Origin of the sequence: Mycobacterium sp. UM_WGJ (assembly GCF_000455125.1) — a bacterium.
Lineage (GTDB): Bacteria > Actinomycetota > Actinomycetes > Mycobacteriales > Mycobacteriaceae > Mycobacterium.
Map to the genome: position 1 here is coordinate 1 of NZ_AUWR01000001.1, position 23,941 is coordinate 23,941.

Here is a 23,941-nt window from a genome sequence, read left to right on the forward strand (position 1 = left end):
CGCCGCGGCGAAGTAGCGGAAGTGATCGGCGGCCAGCGGGATGTCGGCGGCCAGGGTCTCCCGCACCGGCTTGCCGTTGTCCCACACCTCGGCGACCGCCAGCTCCTCGCGGTGTTGGTCGATCCGGTCGGCGATCTTGGTCAGAACGTCCGCCCGTTCGGCCGGGGACGCCTTGCCCCACGCCGGCGCGGCGGCGTGCGCGGCGTCGAGCGCCAGGTCGATGTCGGCCGCCGTGGAGCGGGGGATCTCGCAGAACGGCTGACCGGTGACCGGTGTGGTGTTCTCGAAGTAGCCACCGCCGACCGGCGCCACCCACTGCCCCCCGATGAAGTTCCCGTAGCGGGATTCGTAGTTCATCAGCGCGCCTGCAGAACCCGGACGTGCGAAAACGGTCATCGATGCTGCTCCTTAGCCGTGGGTGTTGCTCACCTCACATTACCGTCGTGGTCACAATGGCTGCTATGTCTACCCGGCCTGCTGAGGACTTTGACGACCCGTACCTGTGGCTGGAGGACGTCACCGGCGAGCAGTCACTGGACTGGGTGCGCGCCCACAGTGATCCGACCGTCGAGGAGTTCGCCGGCGACGCCTTCGAAGCGATGCGCGCCGCCGCGCGCGAGGTGCTCGACACCGACGCGCGTATCCCCTACGTGCGACGTCGTGGCGAGTACCTCTACAACTTCTGGCGCGATGCCGCCAACCCGCGCGGGTTGTGGCGACGCACCACCTTGGACAGCTACCGCACCGACAGCCCGGAATGGGATGTGGTCATCGATCTCGACGAGCTGGCCCGCGCCGACGACGAGAACTGGGTTTGGGGCGGCGCGAACGTGATCGAACCCCACCACACCCGGGCCCTGATATCGCTGTCCCGGGGCGGATCGGACGCCGTGGTGGTGCGTGAATTCGACATGGCGACAAGGGAATTCGTAGGAACGGACGGCCAGGGCTTCGAGCTTCCCGAGGCTAAGACGCGAATCGGATGGGAGGACGACGACACCGTCCTGGTGGGCACCGATTTCGGCGCCGACTCGCTGACCGACTCCGGCTACCCGCGGATGGTGAAGCGATGGCGCCGTGGCCAGGAGCTGGCGCAGGCCGAGACGGTGTTCACCGGGTCGGCCACCGATGTGGTGGTCGCCGCGGGCCGCGACCGCACACCGGGATTCGAACGAACCCTGGTGTCGCGGGCGATCGACTTCTTCAACGACGAGGTCTATGAACTGCGCGAGGGCGAGCTGATCCGCATCGACGCGCCTACCGACGCCTCGGTGTCGGTACATCGGCAGTGGCTGCTGATCGATCTGCGCACCGACTGGGATACCGGCACGGCGTCGTATCGGGCCGGTTCGTTGCTGGCCGCGGACTACGACGAATTCCTCGCCGGCACAGCGCAGTGCAGCGTCGTCTTCGAACCCGATGCCCACACCGCGCTGCATCACTACGCGTGGACCCGCGATCGCCTGATCCTGGTCACCTTGCACGACGTGGCCAGCCGAGTGGAAGTGGTCACGCCTCCCAACTGTGACGACCCGCTGCGCCCGGCTTCGCCGCGCTTGCGATCGTCACGCGGAGACTGGCAGCGGCGACCGGTTGCCGAGGTCCCGGCCAACACCAACACCGTGATCGCGGCCGCCGACGATACCGGCGACGAGATCTTCTTGGACTCAAGCGGGTTCGACCGCCCGTCGCGACTGTTGCACGGCCCCGTGGACGGAACGCTGACCGAGATCAAGTCTGCTCCGGCGTTTTTCGATGCCGACGGGCTCGACGTCAGCCAGTACTTCGCCACCTCGAAAGACGGCACCGCGATTCCGTACTTCGTGGTGCGCCCGGCGAATGCGACCGGCGCGACGCTGCTGGGCGGCTATGGCGGTTTCGAGGTGGCACGCACTCCGGGTTATGACGGCGTGCTGGGCCGGCTGTGGCTGGAGCGCGGCGGTACCTACGTGCTGGCCAACATCCGGGGCGGCGGTGAGTACGGGCCGGGCTGGCACACCCAGGCGATGCGTGCCGGACGGCACCTGGTGGCCGAGGATTTCGCCGCGGTGGCAACGGATCTGGTGGACCGCGGTATCACCCGTGTCGAGCAGCTCGGCGCCGTGGGCGGCAGCAATGGTGGGCTGCTGATGGGCATCATGCTCACCGCCTACCCGCACCTGTTCGGCGCGCTGGTATGTCAGGTCCCGCTGCTGGACATGCGCCGCTACCACCTGCTGCTCGCCGGTGCGTCCTGGGTTGCCGAGTACGGCGACCCTGACGACCCCGCCGAGTGGGAGTTCATCGGTGAATACTCGCCCTACCAGAACATTTCAGCCGATGCCGACTACCCGCCGGTGTTGATCACCACCTCCACCCGCGACGACCGGGTGCATCCCGGGCATGCCCGCAAGATGGCAGCGGCATTGCGGGACGCCGGGCATCGGGTCTGGTACTACGAGAACATCGAGGGCGGGCACGGCGGTGCGGCCGACAACGCCCAGGCGGCGTTCAAGTCGGCGCTGAGCTTTTCGTTCCTGTGGCGGATGCTGGGCGAGCAGAGCTGACCTACCCGTTGGCCAGCCCTTCCCGGCCCATGTTGCGGACCCAGTCAGTGCGCAACTCCTGCGCGTAGCCGTCCTGGCGCATGCGCAGGTCGGCGTAGGCCAACATCTGCGCACAACGGACCACTCCGCACACGACCGGGGAGGCGATGACGGCCACCGCCCAGCTGACCTTGCATAGCATCACCACCGGTATCAGTCCGGTGATCCACACCAGATTGATGGCGAGAATCCTGCCGACGGCGTGTTTGCCCAGCTCGATCGAACGCCGGAACGAGTCGATCACCGCTCGCTGTTCGAGAACCAGGATGACCGGCGCCAAACTCAACAGGATCGAGATGATCGCCCATGCGATGGCGCACACCACCACGATGGGTAGCAATGCGGCGTAAAAACCCGTGAAAAACGCGCTGACCTGAACCAGCAGCCCCGCCGCCCCGATCAGGCAGTAGGCGATGATCAGCCGGCCTACCGCATACTTGCGTTCCGTCGCCCCCCAGAACACTTCATCGAATCGGATCCTCTCGCCGCGCACTGCTTTGTCGGCGGCCTGTGCACCCACGCTGATCAGCAGCCCATCGCCGGGAAAGAGCACCGCGCCAAACGCCGTGAGCACCACCAGGATCAGCGCGATCGCGCCGGGCCGAAGATAACCGTCACCGGCCAGCAGCAGGTCCACGATCTGCGGCGACCCCATGACCTTTCCGACCGCATACAGGATTGCAGCGAGCGCCACCACGAACCCGGTGTGTATGACTGCCGGAACTCCGACCAGGGTCGGCCAGTTCCGCAGCACGATCTTGACCGCCCCGCGGTACAGCTCGGCAATGGTCATGGGACGAAACGGGATCGGCGGGTGGCGGTCGATGACACCGGGCCGGTTGCGCGGTAGCGCCCACCCTCGCCTCGCCAGGAATTCCTCGACGTCGGCGGGCCAGCAGGCCCGGCGCGTCCGGGTGTACCAACCCGCCCACCCGTAGCAGGCAGCCACACCCCAGCAGGGGACCCCCGGCCAGGTCAAGATCGCCAGCACGATCCACAGCCCGGCCAGCGCATGCATCGCGTGGTGGGGCCGCAGGTCGAATCGAACCCACCCAGGTTCGTTCGCCGAACCGCCACCCGTCGTTCGCACGTTGTTCACCAAAGCATGGCAACCGGCCAGACTCAAGTCGACCGACCGCTCGCGCGACCTTCAGGCCTTGCGCAGCCCGCCGGCCAACGCGATACCCACCCCCACCAGCACCAATACCGCACCAGTGGCCAGGGTCAGGTTGAGCCAGAGGTGCAGGCTCCCTTCGGCCACATCGGCAAGGGCATCGGTGATCCGGCGAATGTCGCCGGTCGCCTGGCTGAGCACCTGGTTGAGGAGGCGTCGCGCCACTTCGACACCCGACCAGCCGACTGCGCCCACCAGCAGCGCCGAAACACCCAGGCTCGCCAAGGCCCGACCGCGGTGGCGTGCCGCGACCACCGTCAGAACCGCACACAACCCGGCCATGGCACCCAGTACAACGGTGAGCAACGGGCCCCACACCGCGAGCCGGTGCAGCCCGGCCGGGCGCATCACCTCGGTAGAGGTCGATGTCAACGGCACCGTCAACGAGGCCGGCAGCGTGACGGGGTAGTCGGCCAGCAGTTGGGCGAACGCGTCGCTGCGCAGCATCGGCATCACGTCGATCTCCCACGGGCCGGGGTCGCCGACGTTGAGCAACCAGGCATGCCCGTCCCGGTTGACCTGAACGAACTGAGCCGGAAACGCCGGCCCCGCAGTGTATTCGCGAGCCGCCGCGCGGGCCTCTGCGGGATCGATGGGCAAGCCGCTCCCCCGGATCAGCTGCACTGTCTGGGCGCTGAGTTCAGCCGCAACCGCATCTTGGAGGGCGGGTACGGCCGCGGCCCGGGCCGCCAGTCGAGCGTAACCGTCGGCATCGATGAGGTTGTACTGCGCCCACGCGGTCGGTAGCGCCACCGCAAGGGTTGCGGTGGCCAGCAACCAGAACAGCGCCGCCGAGAAGAGCCGCACTATTTCGCGGTACGGCGCGGACGGGCCAACACGATCCGGGTGAGCAACCGGTTGGTACGAGCCAGCGTGGCCAGCGAGTTGTGGTAGTAGTTACCACCCGCGCCGACGTTGGTGCGCGGCACAACGACGGTCTCCTGCCGGCAGAACTTGCGGATGCCGTCTTCGCCGCCGAAGCGCGCCCCGATACCCGAGGTCTTCCACCCGCCCATCGGTGCCGTTGTGCACATCAGGTTGGAGATCACGTCGTTGACGTTGACCGCGCCGCAGTCCAGCTGCAGCGCAATGTCCTTCGCCCGTGCGACGTCTTTGGAGAACACCGACGCGCTCAGCCCGTACGGGCTGTCGTTGGCGAGCCGGATCGCCTCCTGCACGCTTTTGACCTTCATGATCGGCAGGGTCGGTCCGAAGGTCTCTTCGGTCATGCAGGCCATCGAGTGGTCGACGTCGACCAGCACGGTGGGCGGGTAGAAGCTGCCGGGTCCGGTAGCGCGTTCCCCGCCGGTCAGCGCGCGCGCCCCGGCGGCCACGGCTTCCTTGACGTGCCGCTCGGTGACGGACAGTTGCTGGTCGCTGATCAGCGCCCCGAAGTGCTTGCCCTCGCCGGTGCCCACCTGCAGCGCCTCGACGTCGCGGACCACCGCGGCGACGAACTTGTCGTAGACGGGTTCGAGCACGTACACCCGCTCGACCGATACGCAGGTCTGGCCGGCGTTGAACATCGCGCCCCAGACCGCGGCGTGCGCAGCCAGGTCGATGTCGGCGTCCTCGCAAACGATCATCGGGTCTTTTCCGCCCAGCTCGAGGCTGACCGGCACCAGCCGGCCGCCGGCCCGCTCGGCGACCTTGCGCCCGGTGGCGGTGGAGCCGGTGAACTGCACGTAGTCGGAGTTGTCGATCACCGCTTCGGCGACCTCGCGCGCACCCTGCACCACCGCGAACACATCCGGCGCCCCGGAGGCCAGCCAGCCTTTGCGAAGCAGTTCGGCGGTCAGCGGGGTCTGCTCGGACGGCTTGAGCAGCACCGCGCACCCGGCCGCCAGCGCGCCGATCGCGTCCATCAAGGCGTTGGCCACCGGGTAGTTCCACGGCGCGATGACGCCGACTACCGGCCGGGGCCGGTAGTGGATGGTGATCTTTTTGACCTTGAGCACCGGGGTCGACGCCGGCCGGGTCTCGGGGGCCACCGCCTTCTCCATCACCTTGATCACGTAGGACAGGATCATGATCAGCAGGGGGACTTCCTGGGCGGCGTCGGTGCCAGACTTGCCGGTCTCGGCGATCAGCAGCTTCTCGATCTCGTCCCGGTTGTCGCCGAGCCACAACGCGAAGCGGGCCAGCGCCTTGGCCCGGCCCTTGGCGCCGCGGCGCTCCCACTCGCGCTGTGCGGTGCGCAGCCCGGCGGCGATCGCTTCGACGTCAGCAGGGTTGGTCCACTGCACCTCGCCGGCAGCCTGCCCGGTAGCGGGGTTGGACACGGTTCCGGTGCCGGTGAAGGCGGCGACTGAGTTGGTGGCGGTCATGGCGCCATGCTAGTCCGGGTTGTGACCCGGATCGCACCGGGCCTCGACACGTGTCAAGTCTGACGAGCTTGTTCTTTTAAGCCCCGCAGGTACGCGGCCTGCCCCAGATGCTGAGCACAGTCATCGATGATGCTGACCAGCCGGACCCCCGCCGTCACCGGCGGATCCCAATGGGTGTCGACGACCCGAGCCAGCTCGTCTGCGGTGACGGTGTCGAGGTACCCCAGGGTCAACTGGTGCACCTCGCGGTAATAGCCGGCCAGCAGGTCTGCCGGGGCGTGGACCTTGGCGACCTCGGCGGGGCTGTGCCCGTAGCCACTGTCATCACGCGGCAGGTCCAGGCCGAACCGGTCCACCCAGCCGTCGCGGGTCCACACCTGCTCGACGCCGGCGACCTGGGCGATCTGAATGTCCTGCACCCGCGCGCTGTGCCAGAGCAGCCACGCGATGCTGTTGGCCTGCGCCGTGGGCCGATAGTCGGCCACCTCATCGGTGAGGCCGTCAGTGAGTTCGTCGGCGTGCTCGATCAGCCGGGTGAATGCGTCGCGGAGCAGCACTTGCAGAGCGGCGGTTGTATCGTTCTCCGTCATACCGCCCGACGCTACGCCTGGTGGCAGACCGCCTCGACGTTGTTACCGTCCGGATCGCGGACGAAGGCGCCGAAATAGCCGGGGTGGTACTCGGGCCAGAGCCGCGGCGCATGCAGGGGTTCGGCACCCAATCGCACGGCGGTGTCGTAGAACGCCTGGACTTGGTCGCGGTCGGCGGCGCTGAATGCGAGGTGGACCTCGCGGTTGGGGCCGGAAGCGTCGCCCGCGTTGGCGTCGGCAATCCAGAAGTCGGGGGCGCAGTCGCCACTGCCGTAGCCGATGGCCACGCCGACATCCATCTTCCGGCTGTAGCCGAGCACGTCGAGCACCGCGTCGTAAAACTCCTGCGATCTGGCGTAGTCGCTGCAGTTGATGCCCACATGGTCGATCACGGAATACATCCTGGCATGTGGAACCGCCGGGTCGTAGATTAACTAGATGAGCCTCGACGTCGTGGTCCGCAACGGCACGATTGTCGATGGACTGGGCGGCCACCCCTACGTCGGCGACGTTGGGATTCGTGACGGCGTCATCACCGAGATCGGCGAGGTATCCGGGGACGCGCATCGCGTGATCGATGCGACCGGACTGCTGGTCACACCGGGTTTCGTCGACCTACATACGCACTACGACGGGCAGTCCATCTGGTCGGACCGACTCAATCCTTCCTCGGCACATGGCGTGACCACCGCGCTGATGGGCAACTGCGGGGTGGGCTTCGCACCGTGCCGGACCGAAGACCACGACGTGCTGGTGGATCTGATGGCCGGCGTCGAAGACATTCCCGGTGTGGTGATGACCGATGGGCTGCCGTGGACCTGGGAGACCTTCCCGCAGTTCATGGATGCCGTCGACAGGCGCCGTCGCGATATCGATGTCGCCGCTTTTCTGCCGCATTCACCGCTGCGGGTCTACGTGATGGGCCAGCGCGGCGTCGACCGCGAACCGGCTACGCCCGAAGATCTGGCGCAGATGCGCCGGCTGGCCCAAGAGGCCGCCGAGGCTGGCGCACTGGGTTTCTCGTCCTCACGGCTGATGACCCACCGCACTACGACCGGCACCCAGATACCCAGTTACGACGCCTCCCACGCCGAGATCCTCGCGATCAGCCGCGGCCTGGCCGACGGCGGAGGCGGTTTGATCCAGTTCGTCCCGGATCTCCCCGAAGGCACCTACCAACCTGTGCTGCAACAGGTTTTCGATGCGGCTACCGAAGCGGGCCTGCCCGTCACGTTCAGTTTGCTGATCGGCAACGCCGGCGCACCGCTCTGGCGCGATGCCATGGCCATGGTGGAGAAGGCCAATAGATCCGGCGCCGCAATCACCGCGCAGATATTCCCCCGCCCGATCGGGCTGATGGTCGGACTGGACCTGAGCATCCACCCCTTCGTGCTCTACCCCAGTTACCAGAAAATCGCTGATCTACCGCTGCCGGAGCGGGTTGCTGAGATGCGCAAACCCGAAGTACGGCAACAGATTCTGTCCGACCACCCCACGATCGTCCCGACCAATCCGCTGGCCTACTTGGCCCAATCCTGGGATTGGACGTTCCCGCTCGACGATGACCCGGACTACGAGCCAGATCCGTCGAAGAGCATTGCGGCACGAGCCAGAGCGCGCGGCGTCTCCCCGGCCGAGGAGGCATATGACCGGCTGCTCGACGACGACGGGCAGGCGATCCTGCTCGACGCGCTGGCCAATTTCGAAAATAACTCGCTGGACACCGTCAACGCCCTGATGCGCCGCGACGACGTCGTGCTGGGCCTGGGAGACGGCGGCGCGCACTACGGAATGATCTGCGACTCCAGTTTTCCCACCTATGTGCTGACCCATTGGGCCCGGGACCGCGCGACGGGCCGACTGAGCGTCGAAGCGGCGATCCGCGAACTGACGTCCACACCGGCAAGGATCGCCGGACTCGAGGACCGGGGCCGCATCGCGTTGGGCTACAAGGCCGATCTCAATGTCATCGACCACCAGAACCTGCGACTGCACAAGCCGGTGGTCACCTATGACCTCCCCGCCGGGGGACGTCGATTGGATCAGACCGCCGTCGGCTACGTCGCGACGATCGTCTCCGGCGAGATCATCGCCGAGAACGGCAAGCCCACCGCGGCCCGGCCCGGCAGGCTGGTGCGCGGTCGCCAGCCCGCGCCGTCCCAACCATCCGCGGAGCTCACTGGGCGTACCGTTTGACGGTGTGACCGAGCCTCCCGAGCCCAAATACACCCACGGCCACCACGAATCGGTATTGCGTGCCCACCGCTCCCGTACCGCACAGAACTCCGCGGCTTATCTGGTGGGATCGCTGGCGCCGGGCTTGCAGTTACTCGACGTCGGCTGCGGGCCGGGAACCATCACCGTGGACCTGGCCGCCCTCGTCGCACCGGGCCGAGTGACCGCCATTGAGCCGGTCCCCGAGGCACTGGATCTGGCCCGCGACTGCGCACGCGAGCGAGATCGGCACAATATCGACTTTGTGGTGGCCGACGTGCATGCATTGCAGTTCGGCGACAACAGTTTTGACGTGGTGCACGCCCATCAGGTGCTCCAGCACGTTGCCGACCCGGTGACCGCGTTGACCGAGATGCGCCGGGTGTGTAAGCCCGGCGGGGTGGTGGCCGTGCGCGACAGTGACTACGCGGCGTTCACCTGGTATCCGGCGTCGGCAGAGTTGGACGACTGGCTGCGTCTGTACCGTGACGCCGCGCGAGCCAACGGCGGCGAGCCCGACGCGGGCCGGCATCTGCTGGCCTGGGCGCACGCGGCCGGGTTCACCGACATCACCCCGACAACCAGCGCGACGTGTTACGGCACACCCGCCGAGCGGGAGCACTGGGGCGGCATGTGGGCCGACCGGATCCTGCAGTCGGCTATCGCCGAACAGCTACTCGACAGCGGTGCCGCCAATCAGGCCAAGCTGCAGGCGATTTCGCAGGCGTGGCGGGCCTGGGCCGCTCACCCCGACGGCTGGCTGGCCCTGCTGCACAGCCAGCTCCTGTGCCGGGTATGACGGCTTAGAGCAAGCGTTTCGGCGGGGTGGATTTAGCGACCAGTTCGGCGTCACCGGTGACCGCGTCGCCCAGCACCTCATCGATGCGGGCCAACAGCTCATCGGGGATCCGCACGCCGGACGCCTTGACGTTCTCGGTGACCTGTTCCGGGCGAGACGCCCCGACCAGCGCGGCGGCGACGTTGTCGTTCTGCAGCACCCAGGCGATCGCCAACTGCGCTGTCGTCAGCTCCAGCTCCGCGGCGATCGGCGTCAACTGCTGGACCCGGGTCAACACGTCGTCGGTCATGAACCGTTTGATGAAGTTCGCGCCGCCCTTCTCGTCGGTGGCGCGCGAGCCGGCCGGCGGGGGCTGACCCGGCAGGTACTTGCCGGACAGCACGCCCTGGGCCATCGGCGACCAGACGATCTGGCTCAAGCCCAGTTCCCGGCAGGCCGGGACCACCTCGGGCTCGATGATCCGCCACAGCATCGAATACTGCGGCTGGCTGGAGATCAGCGAGATGCCCAGCTGGCGGGCGAGCCCGTGGGCCTGGCGGATCTGGTCGGCGGTCCACTCGCTGACGCCGATGTAGAGCGCCTTGCCCGCCCGCACGATGTCGGCGAAGGCCTGCATGGTCTCCTCCAGCGGGGTGAACGAGTCATACCGGTGCGCTTGGTACAGGTCGACGTAGTCGGTGCCCAGCCGGCGCAGCGACCCGTCGATGGCCTCCATCATGTGCTTGCGGGACAGGCCGGTGTCGTTTTTGCCCAGTGGAGCTTGGCCGACCGGCCAGTACACCTTGGTGAAGATCTCCAGCGATTCCCGCCGCCGCCCCTTCAGCGCCGCGCCCAGCACCTCCTCGGCGCGCCCGTTCGCGTAGACATCGGCGGTGTCGAAGGTGGTGATTCCCGCATCGAGCGCGGCGTGCACGCACGCGGTGGCGACGTCGTTCTCGACCTGCGAACCGTGGGTGAGCCAGTTGCCGTAGGTGATCTCGGAGATCTGCAGGCCGGAGTTGCCCAGGTAGCGAAATTCCATAAGGCCATCATGGCTCACGACACTGGGACGTGTCTCGTGCGGCGATCACTATCCTGGACGCCATGGCCCGCTCCGTCGACCTCGCACGCCTGGGAGAGCTGTTGGGCGGCTATCGCTTCGCCTTCTTGGTCACCGCCGGCGACGACTACCGCGTCCGCACCACGGCGATCACCCCGACCTTCGACGGCGCCCGGCTGAACATCGGACCGGTGGGATCGCACGGCCGGGCGAACCTGTCGAGCCGCACCGCAGTCAGCCTGGTCTGGCCCGCGCGCGACGTCGGCGAATACTCGTTGCTCGTCGACGGCCAGGCCGAGCTTCCCGAGGATCCGGCCGCCCCGGTGCTGGTGACGCCGACCAAAGCCCTGCTGCATCGGCCGGTGTTCGAACCCGGAACCCAGCGGGCTGTCGGCACCGCCCATGACTGCGTGCAACTCAAGGCAGATTGACAGCCTGGGGGTTTAGGCTCGAATCCATGAGCGCTACCGTGGATTTCGATCGACTCGCCGAGAAGCTCGCGGGCTACGACTACGCCTATCTGATCACCGTCGACGCCGAGAACCGTCCGCACCCGGTGCCGGTGATGCCGGTACTGCGGGGCGACACGGTGCACATCGGCGCGCTGGGCGGTCGGCGCAGCCGGGCGAACCTGGCGCGCACCGCGGATGTGACCGTGATGTGGCCACCGCCGGTTCCGGGCGGCTACACCGTCATCGTCGACGGCACCGCCCAGGTGTCCGATGCCGGTGAGCTGGCCAGCGTGACGATCTCGCCCAGCCGTGCCGTCCTGATTCGAGTCGCCACGCCCGGATCACCGGGCGAGACACCCTGTTACAGCGATTGCGTCGACCTTAAAGTCAGTCCGCGGGGAGCCTGAGCGGTCGTCCGGCCACCATCAGCACGACCTCGTCGGAGGCCGCGGCGATCCGCGCGTTGAGCACTCCGAGCAGGTCGCGGAACAGCCGACCCGACGCGGTGGCCGGCACTACCCCGCTGCCCACCTCGTTGCTGACCGCCACCACCGGCGCCGGGCAGGCCTGCCAGGCCGCCACCAACTCGTTCATATCGGCGTGCACACCGTCCAGCGCGCCGCCGTCCCACCCCTGGTGCAGGTCCATCCGCGCGGTGAGCCAGGTGCCCAGGCAGTCCAGCAGCACCGCGTTGGGGGCCGACCGCAGTTCCTCGGCGACGTCGGTGGTCTCGACGGTGCGCCAGCAGCCGGGCCGCCGCGACCGGTGTAGCCGCACCCGCTCGGCCCATTCCGGGTCACCTTCGCGCACACCGCCGGTGGCCAGGTAGGTCACCGCCGGCTCGTCGGCCAGCAGCGCCTCGGCGTGCGCCGACTTGCCGGAGCGTGCTCCGCCCAGCACCAGCGTGCGGGTGCTGCGACCGCCTGCTGCGCCCACTCGCACCACCTCACCGTCACGCCCCGGCCGGGCGCCTGAATCTGACAGTACGGCAGTCAATTCCGGCTCGGAAGGATTGTGGTGGCTCAGGTGTACCGCGACGACATCGGTGCTGTCGGTGACGGCCCCCGACCGTCGCAGCCGCGAGATGGTCGCAGCGAACGCCGGCAGGTCGTGGTGCTCGGTGCCGTGTCCGGTGTAGGTCCCGAACGTCTCCTCCAAAAACACCGCGTCGTAGCCGGCCTCGGCCACCGCAGCGTGTGTCTCCTCGGGCAGTGGCCCGGTATCGGTGGCCCAGAAGATCCGGCCGCCAACCGATTCCAGGTCATAGAGCACTGCGTCGCTGCCGATGTCGGTGCCGTGGGCGGCGGCCAGAACTCGCACGTCGTAGTCGCCGAGCCGGATCCGGTCACCGGGCTGCACGGTGATGAATCGCACCGGATCGTCGGGCCCCACCCAGTGCTCGCATTGTTGCAGGGCGCTGGGTGGGCCGACCACGTCCAGTGGTTCGACGGCCCCGGTCCAGTGCCTCATCAGCAGCGCAGCCGGGCCGACGTGGTCCGGGTGGCCGTGGGTGAAAAGGATGTGGCGGACCTTCGCCAGTGAGCGCCGCAAGCGCAGCGCGGCACGCGGCGCTTCCGGGCCGCAGTCCAGCAGCAGCACGTCATCGATCAGCGCGGCGGTCTGGCCGCGCACGTGTGCCGCCGTCGCGCAGGAGGCGCAGCGGCAGAACGGGTTGGGCCAGCCGTCGGCGCTGCCGGTGCCCAGCAGCAGGACTTCCATGGCACCTCCCGCCGTTGACTTCGCGCCCAGGGCGCCCCACTGGCGCTTTCCCGCCGTAGCAGCAGAGTCAACGTAAACGACGAAGGCCCGGCCCCCCAAAGGGAGGCCGGGCCTCTCGTGCAACCAGACTTAGAAGTCCATGCCGCCCATGCCACCGGTCGGGTCGCCCGCGGGTGCGGCCGCCTTCTCCGGCTTGTCGGCGACAACGGCCTCGGTGGTCAGGAACAGGGCCGCGATGGACGCCGCGTTCTGCAGCGCCGAGCGGGTCACCTTCACCGGGTCGGCAACGCCGGCCTTGAGCAGGTCCTCGTACTCGCCAGAGGCGGCGTTGAGGCCGGTGCCCGACGGCGAGTTGGTGACCTTCTCGGCGACAACGCCGGGCTCCAGGCCCGCGTTGAAGGCGATCTGCTTCAGCGGAGCCGACAGCGCGACACGCACGATGTTGGCACCGGTCGCCTCGTCACCGTCGAGCTTGAGCTCGTCGAGCGACGGAGCGGCCTGCAGCAGGGCCACGCCGCCACCGGCGACGATGCCCTCCTCCACGGCGGCCTTGGCGTTACGCACAGCGTCCTCGATGCGGTGCTTGCGCTCCTTGAGCTCCACCTCGGTGGCGGCCCCGGCCTTGATCACCGCAACACCGCCGGCCAACTTGGCCAGGCGCTCCTGCAGCTTCTCGCGGTCGTAGTCGGAGTCGCTGTTCTCGATCTCGGCGCGGATCTGGGCCACCCGGCCGGCGATGGCGTCGGAGTCACCCGAGCCCTCGACGATGGTGGTCTCGTCCTTGGTGATGACGACCTTGCGGGCGGTGCCCAGCAGGGCGACGTCGGCGGTCTCCAGCGACAGGCCGACCTCTTCGCTGATGACCTGGCCACCGGTGAGGATCGCCATGTCCTGCAGCATCGCCTTGCGGCGGTCACCGAAGCCCGGGGCCTTGACGGCAACGGACTTGAAGGTGCCGCGGATCTTGTTGACCACCAGGGTGGACAGGGCCTCGCCCTCGACGTCCTCGGCGATGATCAGCAACGGCTTGCCGGACTGGATGACCTTCTCCAGCAAGGGCAGCAGGTCCTTGACGGTCGAGATCTTCGAGCTGACCAGCAGGATGTAGGGGTCCTCCAGGACGGCTTCCTGACGCTCGGCGTCGGTGACGAAGTAGCCCGAGATGTAGCCCTTGTCGAAGCGCATACCCTCGGTGAGCTCCAGCTGCAGGCCGAAGGTGTTGGACTCCTCGACGGTGATGACACCCTCGTTGCCGACCTTGTCCATGGCCTCGGCGATCAGGTCACCGATGGTCTGGTCGCCCGCGGAGATGCCGGCCGTGGCCGCGATCTGCTCCTTGGTCTCGACCTCTTTGGCCGTTGCGAGCAGACCTTCGGTGATCTTCTCGACGGCCTTCTCGATGCCGCGCTTCAGACCCAGCGGGTTGGCGCCGGCGGCCACGTTGCGCAGGCCTTCCTTAACCAGGGCCTGGGCCAGCACGGTGGCGGTGGTGGTGCCGTCACCCGCGACGTCGTCGGTCTTCTTGGCGACCTCTTTGACCAGCTCGGCGCCGATCTTCTCGTAGGGGTCCTCCAGCTCGATCTCCTTGGCGATGGACACACCATCGTTGGTGATCGTGGGGGCGCCCCACTTCTTCTCCAGGACGACGTTGCGGCCCTTGGGGCCCAGCGTCACCTTGACCGCGTCGGCGAGGGCGTTCAGGCCCCGCTCGAGGCCCCGACGGGCCTCTTCGTCATACGCAATTTGCTTAGCCATTGCGAAGTGATTCCTCCGGTTAGGGGGTGCACGTCTTGTCGGTCGGGTGCAGTGCCCGCGACGGACGGCTGTGGGTGTGCTCCGCAGGTGCGGCCCCGTGCCTCACCGTCCCGACCTAGCACTCACCGGTCGCGAGTGCCAACGTCATTTTTAGCACTCGCCTATGGAGAGTGCAAGGTTGCTAGAGATCGAGCAGCTGCTCATAGAAGCCGCCGAAGCCGCGGGCCCGGTTCACCAGGTGCACCTCCAGGATCCAGTGGCAGACCCGGCCGGTGGGGTCGGTCCGGCGCATCGGCTCGTCGGATCCGGGCGCGACGTAGAACCGCGCGTCGTCACCGGAGATCTTCTTGTGCGGAAACTCCCCGAGCAGGTGCCCGGCGATGGGGGCGCCGAACTCGAAGCCCTCGTCCTGGGCCAGGCCGACGACGTGTTCGAACAGCTGCGCGCCCGTGATGTCGGCGTGCGCGTCGAAGAAGGCGCGACCCGCGCTCCACACCCGTGGCAGCGCGTCACGCAGCGCGAGCTTGTCCGGATCCTCACCGAGCACGAAGGTGCGACCGAAGTCGGCCTCCCACTCTTCGAAGATCGGCCCCAGATCCAGGTAGGCGATGTCGTCGTCGGCCATGACGCGGTCGGGCGGGTCGGCGTGAAACGGCAGCAGGCTGTTCTCCCCGGCCCGCACCACCCGCCGATGCCAGTGCCGCGTCACCCCGAACATGTCCGCGGCCAGGTCGCGGATCTCATCGGAGAGCTGCCGCTCGCCGACTCCGGGGCGGACCATGCCGCGGCGCTCGATCACGTCGAACAGTTCGACGGCCTTGTCCTGCGCGTCGCGGAGCCGCTCGACACGGACGGATTCCGGCTCGCGCGGGGTGGACACGCCAGCGATCCTATCGGCTTGCCCTAGACTGCATCTCGATCAGATAGGAGACCGGGTGCGGGCTGAAGCAGCGCCCAGCACCCGGGCTTTGCGGGGCTGGCAACGCCGGGCTCTGGTGCGCTATCTGACCGCCAAGCCGCGAGATTTCCTGATGGTGGCCACCCCCGGCGCCGGTAAGACGACGTTCGCGCTGCGGATCGTCGCCGAGCTGCTCGCCGACCGCACCGTCGAGCGGATCACCATCGTGGTGCCCACCGAACATCTCAAGGTGCAGTGGGCATCGGCCGCCGCTTCCCACGGCATCGCACTGGATCCACGGTTCTCCAACTCCGACTCGCAGACCAGCTCCGAGTACCACGGCGTGGTCGTCACCTACGCACAGGTCGCCAGCCACCCCACCCGGCACCGGGTGCGTACCGAGGCCGCGAAAACCCTGGTGATCTTCGACGAGATCCACCACGGCGGCGACGCCAAAAGCTGGGGCGACGGCATCCGCGAGGCGTTCGACGATGCCACCCGCCGGCTGGCGCTGACCGGAACGCCCTTCCGCAGCGACGACAGCCCCATTCCCTTCGTCAGCTACGAGCCCGACGGCGCCGGCCACCTGCGCTCGGTGGCCGACGACAGCTACGGCTACACCGACGCGCTGGCCGACGGCGTGGTGCGCCCGGTGGTGTTCATGGCCTATTCGGGTGAGGCCCGCTGGCGCGACAGCGCCGGTGAGGAGCACGCGGCCCGACTCGGCGAGCCGCTGACCGCCGAGCACACCGCCCGAGCGTGGCGAACCGCGCTGGACCCGGCCGGGGAATGGATGCCGGCGGTGATCACCGCCGCGCACACCCGGCTGCGCCAGCTGCGCGAGGGCGGCATGGCCGATGCCGGCGGCATGATCATCGCCACCGATCAGAAGGCCGCGCGCGCCTATGCGGTGCTGCTGAAACGGCACACCGGCGAGGAACCCACCGTGGTGCTCTCCGACGATCCCAGCGCGTCGGACAAGATCGCACAGTTCTCCGCGGCCACCAGCTCGTGGCTGGTGGCGGTGCGGATGGTCTCCGAGGGCGTCGACGTGCCGCGGCTGGCCGTCGGGGTCTACGCCACCAGTGCCGCCACCCCGTTGTTCTTCGCGCAGGCGATCGGCCGGTTCGTGCGGTCACGGCGGCCCGGCGAGACCGCCAGCATCTTCTTGCCGTCGGTGCCGACGCTGCTGGGCCTGGCCAGCGAGATGGAGCAGCAGCGCAACCACGTGTTGGGCAAGCCGCATCGGGAATCCGAACGCGACGAGTTCGAGGACGCGCAGCGCCGGCGCGACGAACCCTCCGAGATGGACAACAAGTTCGAGTCGTTGGGTGCCGACGCCGAGCTGGACCAGGTGATCTTCGACGGCGCCTCGTTCGGCACCGCGACCCCGGCCGGCAGCGAGGAGGAGGCCGACTACCTTGGCATCCCCGGGCTGCTGGACGCCAACCAGATGCGCGACCTGCTGCGGCAGCGCCAGGAAGAGCAGTTGGACCGCCGGTCGAAAGTGGCCGCCGCTGGTGGGGCTCCGGCGCCGACGACCACGCACGGCCAACTGCGGGCACTGCGTCACGAGCTCAACGCGCTGGTGTCGGCGGCCCACCATCGGCTCGGCAAGCCGCACGGCTGGATCCACAACGAGCTGCGCCGGCGCTGCGGCGGTCCCCCGGTGGCGGCCGCGACGTCGGATCAGCTGCGGGCGCGGATCGTGGCGATTCGGCAGCTCCATCGCGAGTCATAGCCCGCGACGGGTGGGGTAGCCGGCGCCGGGGATTCAGCGAGTCCAGGCGCTGTGCGCAACCCAGGGCGATGCCTGCGCGGCCACCGACCACGCCCACTCCTGCGGCACGTCGATCACCCGATAGGCCTTGACGCCCGCGGCGGTGGCCGCGATCAGGGTGGCTACTCCGGCGCGGCGCTGAAACCAGCTCTGATGCACCGTCCAGCCGACAATGCCCGCGGTTTCGATGCAGTAGCGGCGCTGCTCCCAACTGCCGGTGCGCGCCGAGAGCCAGTGCGCGTCGACGCGATGCCCCAAGGCGCGCACTCGGTCGACGGCCAGCAATGCGGCGCCCAGCGTCATCGCCCCCCAGGCCGGCCAGCACCACTGCGGCAGCGCAATGAACGCCGTCGCAATCCCCAGCCCGGCCCCGGCGGCCACCGGCAACAGCAGCGCCCGCGTCCAGCGCCGGCGAGTCGCCGCCGCGCCGTGCTTGCGCAACGGGCCGGTGACCACGAGTGGGTCGGCGACCAACCCGGTCAGGACCTCTTCGGCGGTAACCCGCGGGCAGGGCGGCAGCAGGATCGACGACTCGCCTTCCCCATTGACCCCGGTCATCGCCGCATCCAGCCGCGCGCCGCCGAACAGACGCACCAGCAGGGGGAGCCGCAGCGTTCCACCGCGCAACCGGCGCATGTCGTAGCTGTGTTCGCGCACCCGCAGCAGGCCATAGCTCAGCGCCAAGATGTCCCCGCCGGCGCCGGAACTACGGGACAACACCAGACCTCCGTAGGTCACCAGCGAGCGCAGCACCGCCAACAGCATGGAGACCACCACCAGCAGGGCGGCGATCAGCGTCAGGCTCTGCTGAACGCCGAACTGTTCAGCGGCCTGAAGCCAGGACCGGCTCACCGGCGAATCCTCCAGCGCCGCCCAGACTCCGCTCTGATAGAGCGCACCCACCGCGGCCCCGACCATCACCAGCCCAGACAGACTCAGCGGGCTGTAGCGCAACCACGACGGCCGCCACCGCGCCAGCACCGTCGCCGGGGCCCGCACCGGTGCGGTCGCCGTTTCGCCGGTTTGCCCGGTGTGGGACAGCAACGTCGCGCGCAGCCGGGGGACCTCGCTGCTCTCGACCGCGTTCAGTTCGAAGGCGCCGTCCGCGGCGGCATGCTGACCCGTACTGACCCGCAACACCGTCAGGCCCAGCATGCGGTGCAACAGCCGGGCGTCGGTCGCCACCGAGCGAATCCGGTTGCGGGGCACCGAAAGCACCTTGCGGCGCAACAGACCGGAGCGCAGCTCGACCCGGCCGGCGTCGGGGTCGGGTTCGATGCGGTAGGTGGTGGTGAACCACCGCGTCACGCCCACCACGGCGATCACCGACACCACCGCCAGCACCCAGGGGCGGTTGTCGGTCGCTGAGCCGAACACCACCACCGCGATCAGCAGGGGCAGTTCGCGCAGCACTTCGTGCAGCGGATGCACCAGCAGCATCCGCGGGCTCAGCCGTTGCCATTGTCCAGCGCGCTGTGTGCTGTTCATCTGCCTTCTCCGTGCCTGGGCAAAATGCGCCTGCGCGACGGCATCTCGCCGCGCCTTGCATGGAACCGTATCCGCACGCGTTGCCCAGTGACCGCCAGGCGGGAATACCGGGGCGGCGAATCGCTAGGAGAGCTCGCCGTCGTCGGCGGTGTCGCCTTCTGCCAAGTGGTGCAGGACTCGTTCGTTGAGGGCGGCGAGCATGTCGAGTTCCGCCGCGGTGAACAGGTCGACGAAGTTGCGGCGCACATCCTCCACGTGTCCGGGCGCCGCTTTCTCGATGGCGTCGCGGCCGGCCGGCAACAGGCAGACCATGGTGCTGCGAGCGTCGTCCGGGTTGGGTTCCCGGCTGATCAGCCCGTCTTTCTGCATGCGACGCACCTGATGGGAGAGGCGACTCTTCTCCCAGCTCAATGCTTTACACAGTGCGTGGGCAGGCATGCGGTCGTCGAGAGCCGAAAGCACCGCCAGAACTTCGTAGTCGGCCCCGGACAGGCCTGACTTCTGCAGACGCCGGTTGAGGTGGGCCTCGATCTGTTGGTGCGCGTGCACGAAGGCCCGCCAGGCGCGGTCTTCGCGCGGGTTCAGCCAGTTCGGTTCCATCGGCCTCCACACCTCCTCAATTTGTTGACGTGTCATCCAAACCAGCCTAAGGTTGAATAGTCAACCTTTTGAGCCTCAGTATAGACGGGACACCTCATGAGCAGCATCAGCATCATCGGCACCGGAAACATGGCCCGTGCCATCGGCACGCTGGCGGTAGCCGGCGGCAACACCGTCGAGATCATCGGCCGTGACCAGACCAAAGCCGCCGACCTGGCCCGGACTCTCGGCGGCGGCACTACGACGGGAGACTTCGGCGCCGTACCGGCCGGGGACATCGTCATCGTGGCCCTGTTGTACGCCCACGTCGTCCCGGTAGTCGCCCAGTACGGCGATGCCCTCGCAGGCAAGGTCATCGTCGACATCAGCAACCCCTTCAACCCCGCGGCGGACGGGTTGGCCATCCCCGAGAGCACCTCGGTCGCAGACGATGTGGCCAAAGCCGCCCCGGCCAGTGCCAGCGTGGTGAAGGCGTTCAACACCATCTTCGGTGTGGTGCTGGCCCAGGGCCGGCCGCTCGACGTCTTCCTCGCGGGCGACGACACGCGCGCCAAGGCGGCCGTGGCGGAGTTCATCGCCAGCCTCAAGCTGCGCCCGCTGGACGTCGGCGGGTTGAACATGGCGCACTGGCTGGAAGGAACGGGCCTGGTCATGATGGGCCTCGCCCGTCACGGAGTGGGCAACTTCGACTTCGCCCTCGGCGCCACCGCTGCCGCCTGAGCCCAGCGCCACTCGTCCACGCGAGGATTGCGCCGGGTGATCCGCGCCCCCGCAATGGTTGATGGATCACCGAAAGGAATCGCGATGAAACTTGGTTTTGCACTTCCCATCGTCGGGCCCGCTATCAGCAGCGCCGCTGGTCTGAGTGCGTTCTGCCGCGGACTCGAGGACCTTGGCTACGACACGCTGTGGGTCGGCGATCGCCTGGTCACCCCGGTCGCTATGCAGAGCACCTATCCCGGTAAAGAGCAGCCGTACCCACCGCAGATGACCCGCTACCTCGATCCGGTGCTGCTGTGGACCGTCGCCGCTACGGCGACCAGTCGGATCCGGCTGAACGCCAGCACGCTCAGCACGTTCTACTACGAGCCGCCACACCTGGCCCGGCTGCTGACCACGCTGGACGTGCTCAGCGAAGGCCGCCTTGACGTGGGCGTGGGCATCGGGTGGATGAAGGACGAACACGACATCGCCCGCAGTGCGAACTGGCGCCGCCGCGGGCAGATGCTCGATGACCTGCTGGCGTTCCTGCACCGGTGGTGGACCACCACCCCGGTGTCGTGGGACAGCGAGTTCTTCTCGCTGCCGCCGGTCCATGCCGACCTGCGCCCGGTGCAAGTCGGCGGTCCGCCCATCTGGATCGGAGGGGCCAGCGAGGCCGCGATGCGACGCGTCGGCCGCAGCGGGACCGGCTGGCTCGGGGTCGAAGGACTACAGGACGAGGTCACCGACCACCTGTGGTCGATTGCGCGCCGTGCGGCCAAGGAAGCCGGCCGCGATCCGGACGCGCTGAAGACGGCCATGCGGATCAACCTCGAACCGGGCACGTCGGTTGAGACTGTTGCCGGCAAGCTCGAGCGCCTCGCCGGGTCCGGCGCTGACGAGGCGATCGTGGATGCCTTCGCCATGTTCCCCACCCTTGACCAGATGCTTGAGTTCGCCGGCCAGGTGATCGCCCGATGGCGTGCTGGTCTGACCGCTTGATCGTCGTAGCTACCCCGGATGCGTAGCCGACTATTTAGGTGGCGTCCTCGGCACCCAGCGCAGCGATGTCGGTCAGTTGCGCCACGATCCGGTCGGCCACGGCGGCATCCAGCGCCACGATGTGCACCGCGCCCGCCGACGACGCGGTGGTCACCCGCACATTGGCCAGCCCCAGCAGACGGTCCAGCGGACCCCGGTAGGTGTCGACGGTCTGCACCCGCGAGATCGGCGCGATCCGGCGCTCCTGCACCAACCACCCGGTGCGGGTGTAGACCGCCTGGTCACTGACGTCCCACCGGTGCACTTGGTAGCGCCACAGCGGGGCGATCACCGCCGAGACCAGAAACCCCACGGCGGTGACCCCGATAGCGGCGCCGTGCAGCCAGGCCAGCCGCTCGTCGGCTATCGCCCAACCCACCTGCAGCAGCGCCAGAAACAGCCAGGGCACCGCGCCGACCAGCGCCCAGACCAACGGCGCTCGGGAGCTGGGCGGATTGGTGGGATCGACCAGGCTGATCTCCGGAGACCCGTCTGCGTGCTGCGCCATGTAGGAGAGGATGTCAGGACGCAGGCTGCGCCGCACCGTCGACCGTGCGACCGTGCGACCGGCGAAATTCCACCCGGCGCACGATGCGTCACCTGAGTATCGTTGTCGCATGAGTAGCCGGGACCGATGGGCTGCGGAAGATGTGCCGGATCAAAACGGCCGTGTCGCGGTAATTACCGGCTCCAACACGGGAATCGGCTATCACACCGCGGAGATACTCGCCGGGCACGGCGCGCTGGTGGTGCTGGCGGTGCGCGACCTCGAGAAGGGCAGCGCGGCGGCGAAACGGATCCGCAACGCGCACCCGCAGGCAAGCGTCGAGGTCCAAGAACTCGATCTCAGTTCGCTGGCGTCGGTCCGCGAAGCCGCCGAGGCCTTGGGCACCGCCCACCCCCGCATCGATCTGCTGATCAACAACGCCGGCGTCATGTACACGCCCAAACAGCGCACCGTCGACGGCTTCGAGCTGCAGTTCGGCGTCAACCATCTGGGGCACTTCGCCCTGACCGGCCTGTTGCTGCCGCGGATGCTGCGGGTGAAGGGGTCCCGCGTGGTGACCGTCAGCAGTATGGCGCACCGGATCATGGCCGCGATCCACTTCGACGACCTGCAGTGGGAGCACGGCTACAACCGGATCGCCGCCTACGGGCAGTCCAAGCTGGCCAATCTGATGTTCACCTACGAACTGCAGCGCCGCCTGGGCGCCAAACGCCGCTCGACCATCGCCGTCGCCGCGCACCCCGGCACCGCCAACACCGAACTGACCCGGCACCTGCCGCCGTTGCTACGTCCCGCGGACCGCTTGCTGACGCCCCTGGTCGTGCAAAGCGCCGCGATAGGCGCGCTGCCCACGCTGCGTGCCGCCACCGACCCCGGGGTGACCGGCGGACAGTACTTCGGTCCGAGCGGCATCGGTGAACAGCGCGGATATCCCAAGCTGGTGGACGCCAGCAAGCAGGCGCACGACGTCGAGTTGCAGCAGCGGTTGTGGGCGGTGTCGCAGGAGCTGACAGGAATCACCTTCCCGGTCTGAGTCAGACTGTCGGGATGCGATCCGTCGAAGAGCACCAGCGGGCCGTCACCGACCTGATCCAGGCCCGACCACCGGTCACGGTCGCACTGGCCGACGCCGAGGGACTGGTACTGGCCGCGGACGTGATCGCACCGATCCCGCTGCCGGTCTTCGACAACTCCGGGATGGACGGCTACGCCGTGCTCGCCGACGACATCGCCACGGCGACACCTGAAACGCCGGTGAGATTGCCCGTCACCGAGGACATTCCGGCCGGACGCACCGATATCCCCACGATCACCCCGGGAACCGCGCACCGCATCATGACCGGGGCACCGATCCCCTACGGCGCCGACGGGGTGATCCCGGTCGAGGCCACCGACGGCGGCACCGACGTGGTCCAGATCAACGCCGCCACCGCCAAGGGCCGCCACATCCGCCGGGCCGGCGGCGACGTCGCCGAGGGCGCCACCGTGCTCTGGGCGGGCCAACTCGTCAGTGCTCCGGCGGCCGGCCTGGCCTCGGCGCTGGGTCTGGCCGAGTTGACGGTGCGGCCCCGGCAGCGAGTGCTGGTGATCTCCACCGGTTCTGAACTGATCGAACCCGGCACGCCGCTGGAGCCCGGTCAGATCTATGAATCCAACGGGGTGATGCTGGCGGCCGCGGTACGTGACGCCGGCGCCGAGGTGGTGGCCGCCGTGACGGTCGCCGACGACACCGCAGCGTTCACCGAAGTCCTCGACCGCTACGGCGTACGTGACGGGGCGGTGGATCTGGTGATCACCAGCGGCGGGGTCAGCGCGGGAGCCTACGAGGTGGTCAAGGACGTCTTCGGGCGCGACGGCGATCAGGGCGTGCACTTCGTCAAGGTGGCGATGCAGCCCGGGATGCCGCAGGGCATCGGCCGCGTCGGCGCCGCGGCCATCATCACGCTGCCGGGCAACCCGGTCAGCGCCCAAGTGTCCTTCGAGGTCTTCGTCCGGCCCGCGCTGCGCCGGGCGATGGACCTGCCCAAGCCGGATCGCCCGCGCCGCACCGCGGTACTGAGCGAGAAGCTGGTCTCGCCAGCCGGCAAGCGGCAGTTCCGGCGCGGGCTGCTCGACTACGAAACCGGGACCGTCACCAACTACGGGCCGCCGGCCTCGCACCATCTGCGCTACCTGGCGTCGGCCAACTGCCTCCTGGACATCGCTGACGAGGTGACCGAGCTGCCGGTGGGCACCGAGGTGGAAGTCTGGGACCTGACCGGCTGATGCCC

Annotated in this window: 23 protein-coding genes; 10 read left to right on the top strand and 13 right to left on the bottom strand. The window is 68.3% G+C overall.

The genetic code is table 11. From position 1 onward, the window contains the following. On the bottom strand, nucleotides 1–396 hold a 396-nt coding region (locus tag N416_RS21135), incomplete at its 3' end, for an aldehyde dehydrogenase family protein (RefSeq protein ID WP_155943293.1). 65 nt (nucleotides 397–461) lie between these two features. On the opposite strand from N416_RS21135, the gene N416_RS0100010 reads away from it, so the two are divergent. Further along, entirely contained in the window at nucleotides 462–2,546 is a 2,085-nt protein-coding gene (locus tag N416_RS0100010) for a prolyl oligopeptidase family protein (RefSeq protein ID WP_024440083.1), read from the top strand. 1 nt (nucleotide 2,547) lies between these two features. Here the strand turns inward: N416_RS0100010 and N416_RS0100015 are convergent, their stop codons facing one another. The 5 genes from N416_RS0100015 to N416_RS0100035 are packed head-to-tail and all read right to left on the bottom strand — an operon-like array spanning nucleotide 2,548 to nucleotide 7,068. Beyond that, nucleotides 2,548–3,684, bottom strand: coding sequence for a hypothetical protein (locus tag N416_RS0100015; protein ID WP_024440084.1), 1,137 nt, complete (start codon nucleotides 3,682–3,684; stop codon nucleotides 2,548–2,550). A gap of 51 nt (nucleotides 3,685–3,735) precedes the next feature. Beyond that, nucleotides 3,736–4,566, bottom strand: a complete 831-nt coding sequence (locus tag N416_RS0100020; protein WP_024440085.1) for a hypothetical protein — start codon at nucleotides 4,564–4,566, stop codon at nucleotides 3,736–3,738. Beyond that, nucleotides 4,566–6,086, bottom strand: a complete 1,521-nt coding sequence (locus N416_RS0100025) for an aldehyde dehydrogenase family protein (RefSeq protein ID WP_024440086.1) — start codon at nucleotides 6,084–6,086, stop codon at nucleotides 4,566–4,568. The genes N416_RS0100020 and N416_RS0100025 overlap by 1 nt, the downstream gene beginning before the upstream one ends. Before the next feature lie 53 nt (nucleotides 6,087–6,139). Then, complete coding sequence (locus N416_RS0100030) at nucleotides 6,140–6,676, bottom strand: mycothiol transferase (protein WP_024440087.1); 537 nt, start codon at nucleotides 6,674–6,676, stop codon at nucleotides 6,140–6,142. A gap of 11 nt (nucleotides 6,677–6,687) precedes the next feature. After that, the gene (locus N416_RS0100035; RefSeq protein WP_024440088.1) at nucleotides 6,688–7,068 is read right to left on the bottom strand and encodes a VOC family protein; all 381 of its coding nucleotides are present in this window, start codon (nucleotides 7,066–7,068) and stop codon (nucleotides 6,688–6,690) included. Nucleotides 7,069–7,114: 46 nt separating this feature from the next. Between N416_RS0100035 and N416_RS0100040 the strand changes: the two genes are divergently transcribed. Together N416_RS0100040 and N416_RS0100045 are read left to right on the top strand one after the other, a co-directional pair. Further along, nucleotides 7,115–8,872, top strand: coding sequence for an amidohydrolase family protein (locus N416_RS0100040; RefSeq protein ID WP_024440089.1), 1,758 nt, complete (start codon nucleotides 7,115–7,117; stop codon nucleotides 8,870–8,872). A gap of 4 nt (nucleotides 8,873–8,876) precedes the next feature. Further along, the gene (locus N416_RS0100045; RefSeq protein ID WP_024440090.1) at nucleotides 8,877–9,689 is read left to right on the top strand and encodes a class I SAM-dependent methyltransferase; all 813 of its coding nucleotides are present in this window, start codon (nucleotides 8,877–8,879) and stop codon (nucleotides 9,687–9,689) included. Nucleotides 9,690–9,693: 4 nt separating this feature from the next. Here the strand turns inward: N416_RS0100045 and N416_RS0100050 are convergent, their stop codons facing one another. Then, nucleotides 9,694–10,710, bottom strand: coding sequence for an aldo/keto reductase family protein (locus tag N416_RS0100050; protein WP_024440091.1), 1,017 nt, complete (start codon nucleotides 10,708–10,710; stop codon nucleotides 9,694–9,696). 62 nt (nucleotides 10,711–10,772) lie between these two features. Here N416_RS0100050 and N416_RS0100055 point away from each other — a divergent pair, with 62 nt between their 5' ends. Then, entirely contained in the window at nucleotides 10,773–11,159 is a 387-nt protein-coding gene (locus tag N416_RS0100055; protein ID WP_024440092.1) for a hypothetical protein, read from the top strand. Nucleotides 11,160–11,185: 26 nt separating this feature from the next. Further along, nucleotides 11,186–11,587: a pyridoxamine 5'-phosphate oxidase family protein gene (locus N416_RS0100060; protein ID WP_024440093.1), complete on the top strand. Its 402-nt coding sequence runs from the start codon at nucleotides 11,186–11,188 to the stop codon at nucleotides 11,585–11,587. On the opposite strand, the gene cobU is transcribed toward N416_RS0100060, so the two are convergent. From cobU to N416_RS0100075, 3 genes are all read right to left on the bottom strand, one after another. Continuing rightward, nucleotides 11,568–12,899 (bottom strand): bifunctional adenosylcobinamide kinase/adenosylcobinamide-phosphate guanylyltransferase, encoded by a 1,332-nt coding sequence (gene cobU / locus N416_RS0100065; RefSeq protein WP_024440094.1) that lies wholly within the window; start codon nucleotides 12,897–12,899, stop codon nucleotides 11,568–11,570. The genes N416_RS0100060 and cobU overlap by 20 nt on opposite strands. A 129-nt stretch (nucleotides 12,900–13,028) precedes the next feature. Continuing rightward, nucleotides 13,029–14,654 (bottom strand): chaperonin GroEL, encoded by a 1,626-nt coding sequence (gene groL / locus N416_RS0100070; protein WP_024440095.1) that lies wholly within the window; start codon nucleotides 14,652–14,654, stop codon nucleotides 13,029–13,031. Between the two features lie 181 nt (nucleotides 14,655–14,835). Continuing rightward, nucleotides 14,836–15,534, bottom strand: a complete 699-nt coding sequence (locus tag N416_RS0100075) for a M24 family metallopeptidase (RefSeq protein WP_024440096.1) — start codon at nucleotides 15,532–15,534, stop codon at nucleotides 14,836–14,838. Between the two features lie 55 nt (nucleotides 15,535–15,589). Between N416_RS0100075 and N416_RS0100080 the strand changes: the two genes are divergently transcribed. Then, nucleotides 15,590–17,293 (top strand): DEAD/DEAH box helicase, encoded by a 1,704-nt coding sequence (locus N416_RS0100080; RefSeq protein ID WP_024440097.1) that lies wholly within the window; start codon nucleotides 15,590–15,592, stop codon nucleotides 17,291–17,293. Nucleotides 17,294–17,326: 33 nt separating this feature from the next. Here the strand turns inward: N416_RS0100080 and N416_RS0100085 are convergent, their stop codons facing one another. Both N416_RS0100085 and N416_RS0100090 read right to left on the bottom strand, forming a co-directional pair. Further along, nucleotides 17,327–18,820 carry a PH domain-containing protein gene (locus N416_RS0100085; RefSeq protein ID WP_024440098.1) on the bottom strand — a complete coding sequence of 498 codons (1,494 nt, stop codon included), beginning with the start codon at nucleotides 18,818–18,820 and terminating at the stop codon, nucleotides 17,327–17,329. A gap of 123 nt (nucleotides 18,821–18,943) precedes the next feature. Beyond that, on the bottom strand, nucleotides 18,944–19,420 hold the full coding sequence (locus N416_RS0100090) for a MarR family winged helix-turn-helix transcriptional regulator (RefSeq protein ID WP_024440099.1): 477 nt from the start codon (nucleotides 19,418–19,420) through the stop codon (nucleotides 18,944–18,946). 96 nt (nucleotides 19,421–19,516) lie between these two features. Between N416_RS0100090 and N416_RS0100095 the strand changes: the two genes are divergently transcribed. Together N416_RS0100095 and N416_RS0100100 are read left to right on the top strand one after the other, a co-directional pair. After that, on the top strand, nucleotides 19,517–20,140 hold the full coding sequence (locus N416_RS0100095) for an NADPH-dependent F420 reductase (RefSeq protein ID WP_024440100.1): 624 nt from the start codon (nucleotides 19,517–19,519) through the stop codon (nucleotides 20,138–20,140). A gap of 84 nt (nucleotides 20,141–20,224) precedes the next feature. Then, on the top strand, nucleotides 20,225–21,124 hold the full coding sequence (locus N416_RS0100100; RefSeq protein ID WP_024440101.1) for a TIGR03619 family F420-dependent LLM class oxidoreductase: 900 nt from the start codon (nucleotides 20,225–20,227) through the stop codon (nucleotides 21,122–21,124). A gap of 34 nt (nucleotides 21,125–21,158) precedes the next feature. On the opposite strand, the gene N416_RS0100105 is transcribed toward N416_RS0100100, so the two are convergent. Next, on the bottom strand, nucleotides 21,159–21,671 hold the full coding sequence (locus N416_RS0100105) for a PH domain-containing protein (protein ID WP_125079243.1): 513 nt from the start codon (nucleotides 21,669–21,671) through the stop codon (nucleotides 21,159–21,161). Between the two features lie 109 nt (nucleotides 21,672–21,780). Between N416_RS0100105 and N416_RS0100110 the strand changes: the two genes are divergently transcribed. After that, on the top strand, nucleotides 21,781–22,704 hold the full coding sequence (locus tag N416_RS0100110; RefSeq protein WP_024440103.1) for an SDR family NAD(P)-dependent oxidoreductase: 924 nt from the start codon (nucleotides 21,781–21,783) through the stop codon (nucleotides 22,702–22,704). Between the two features lie 14 nt (nucleotides 22,705–22,718). Beyond that, the gene (glp, locus tag N416_RS0100115) at nucleotides 22,719–23,936 is read left to right on the top strand and encodes a gephyrin-like molybdotransferase Glp (protein ID WP_024440104.1); all 1,218 of its coding nucleotides are present in this window, start codon (nucleotides 22,719–22,721) and stop codon (nucleotides 23,934–23,936) included. The last annotated feature ends 5 nt before the right edge of the window (nucleotides 23,937–23,941 follow it).

Excerpts from the sequence above, each read along its gene's own strand:
- N416_RS0100010 (WP_024440083.1), top strand. The coding sequence starts at position 462 with ATGTCTACCCGGCCTGCTGAGGACTTTGACGACCCGTACCTGTGGCTG.
- N416_RS0100025 (WP_024440086.1), bottom strand. The coding sequence starts at position 6,086 with ATGACCGCCACCAACTCAGTCGCCGCCTTCACCGGCACCGGAACCGTG.
- N416_RS0100030 (WP_024440087.1), bottom strand. The coding sequence starts at position 6,676 with ATGACGGAGAACGATACAACCGCCGCTCTGCAAGTGCTGCTCCGCGAC.
- N416_RS0100040 (WP_024440089.1), top strand. The coding sequence starts at position 7,115 with ATGAGCCTCGACGTCGTGGTCCGCAACGGCACGATTGTCGATGGACTG.
- N416_RS0100050 (WP_024440091.1), bottom strand. The coding sequence starts at position 10,710 with ATGGAATTTCGCTACCTGGGCAACTCCGGCCTGCAGATCTCCGAGATC.
- N416_RS0100055 (WP_024440092.1), top strand. The coding sequence starts at position 10,773 with ATGGCCCGCTCCGTCGACCTCGCACGCCTGGGAGAGCTGTTGGGCGGC.
- N416_RS0100060 (WP_024440093.1), top strand. The coding sequence starts at position 11,186 with ATGAGCGCTACCGTGGATTTCGATCGACTCGCCGAGAAGCTCGCGGGC.
- cobU (WP_024440094.1), bottom strand. The coding sequence starts at position 12,899 with ATGGAAGTCCTGCTGCTGGGCACCGGCAGCGCCGACGGCTGGCCCAAC.
- groL (WP_024440095.1), bottom strand. The coding sequence starts at position 14,654 with ATGGCTAAGCAAATTGCGTATGACGAAGAGGCCCGTCGGGGCCTCGAG.
- N416_RS0100085 (WP_024440098.1), bottom strand. The coding sequence starts at position 18,820 with ATGAACAGCACACAGCGCGCTGGACAATGGCAACGGCTGAGCCCGCGG.
- N416_RS0100090 (WP_024440099.1), bottom strand. The coding sequence starts at position 19,420 with ATGGAACCGAACTGGCTGAACCCGCGCGAAGACCGCGCCTGGCGGGCC.
- N416_RS0100095 (WP_024440100.1), top strand. The coding sequence starts at position 19,517 with ATGAGCAGCATCAGCATCATCGGCACCGGAAACATGGCCCGTGCCATC.
- N416_RS0100100 (WP_024440101.1), top strand. The coding sequence starts at position 20,225 with ATGAAACTTGGTTTTGCACTTCCCATCGTCGGGCCCGCTATCAGCAGC.
- N416_RS0100105 (WP_125079243.1), bottom strand. The coding sequence starts at position 21,671 with ATGGCGCAGCACGCAGACGGGTCTCCGGAGATCAGCCTGGTCGATCCC.
- N416_RS0100110 (WP_024440103.1), top strand. The coding sequence starts at position 21,781 with ATGAGTAGCCGGGACCGATGGGCTGCGGAAGATGTGCCGGATCAAAAC.
- glp (WP_024440104.1), top strand. The coding sequence starts at position 22,719 with ATGCGATCCGTCGAAGAGCACCAGCGGGCCGTCACCGACCTGATCCAG.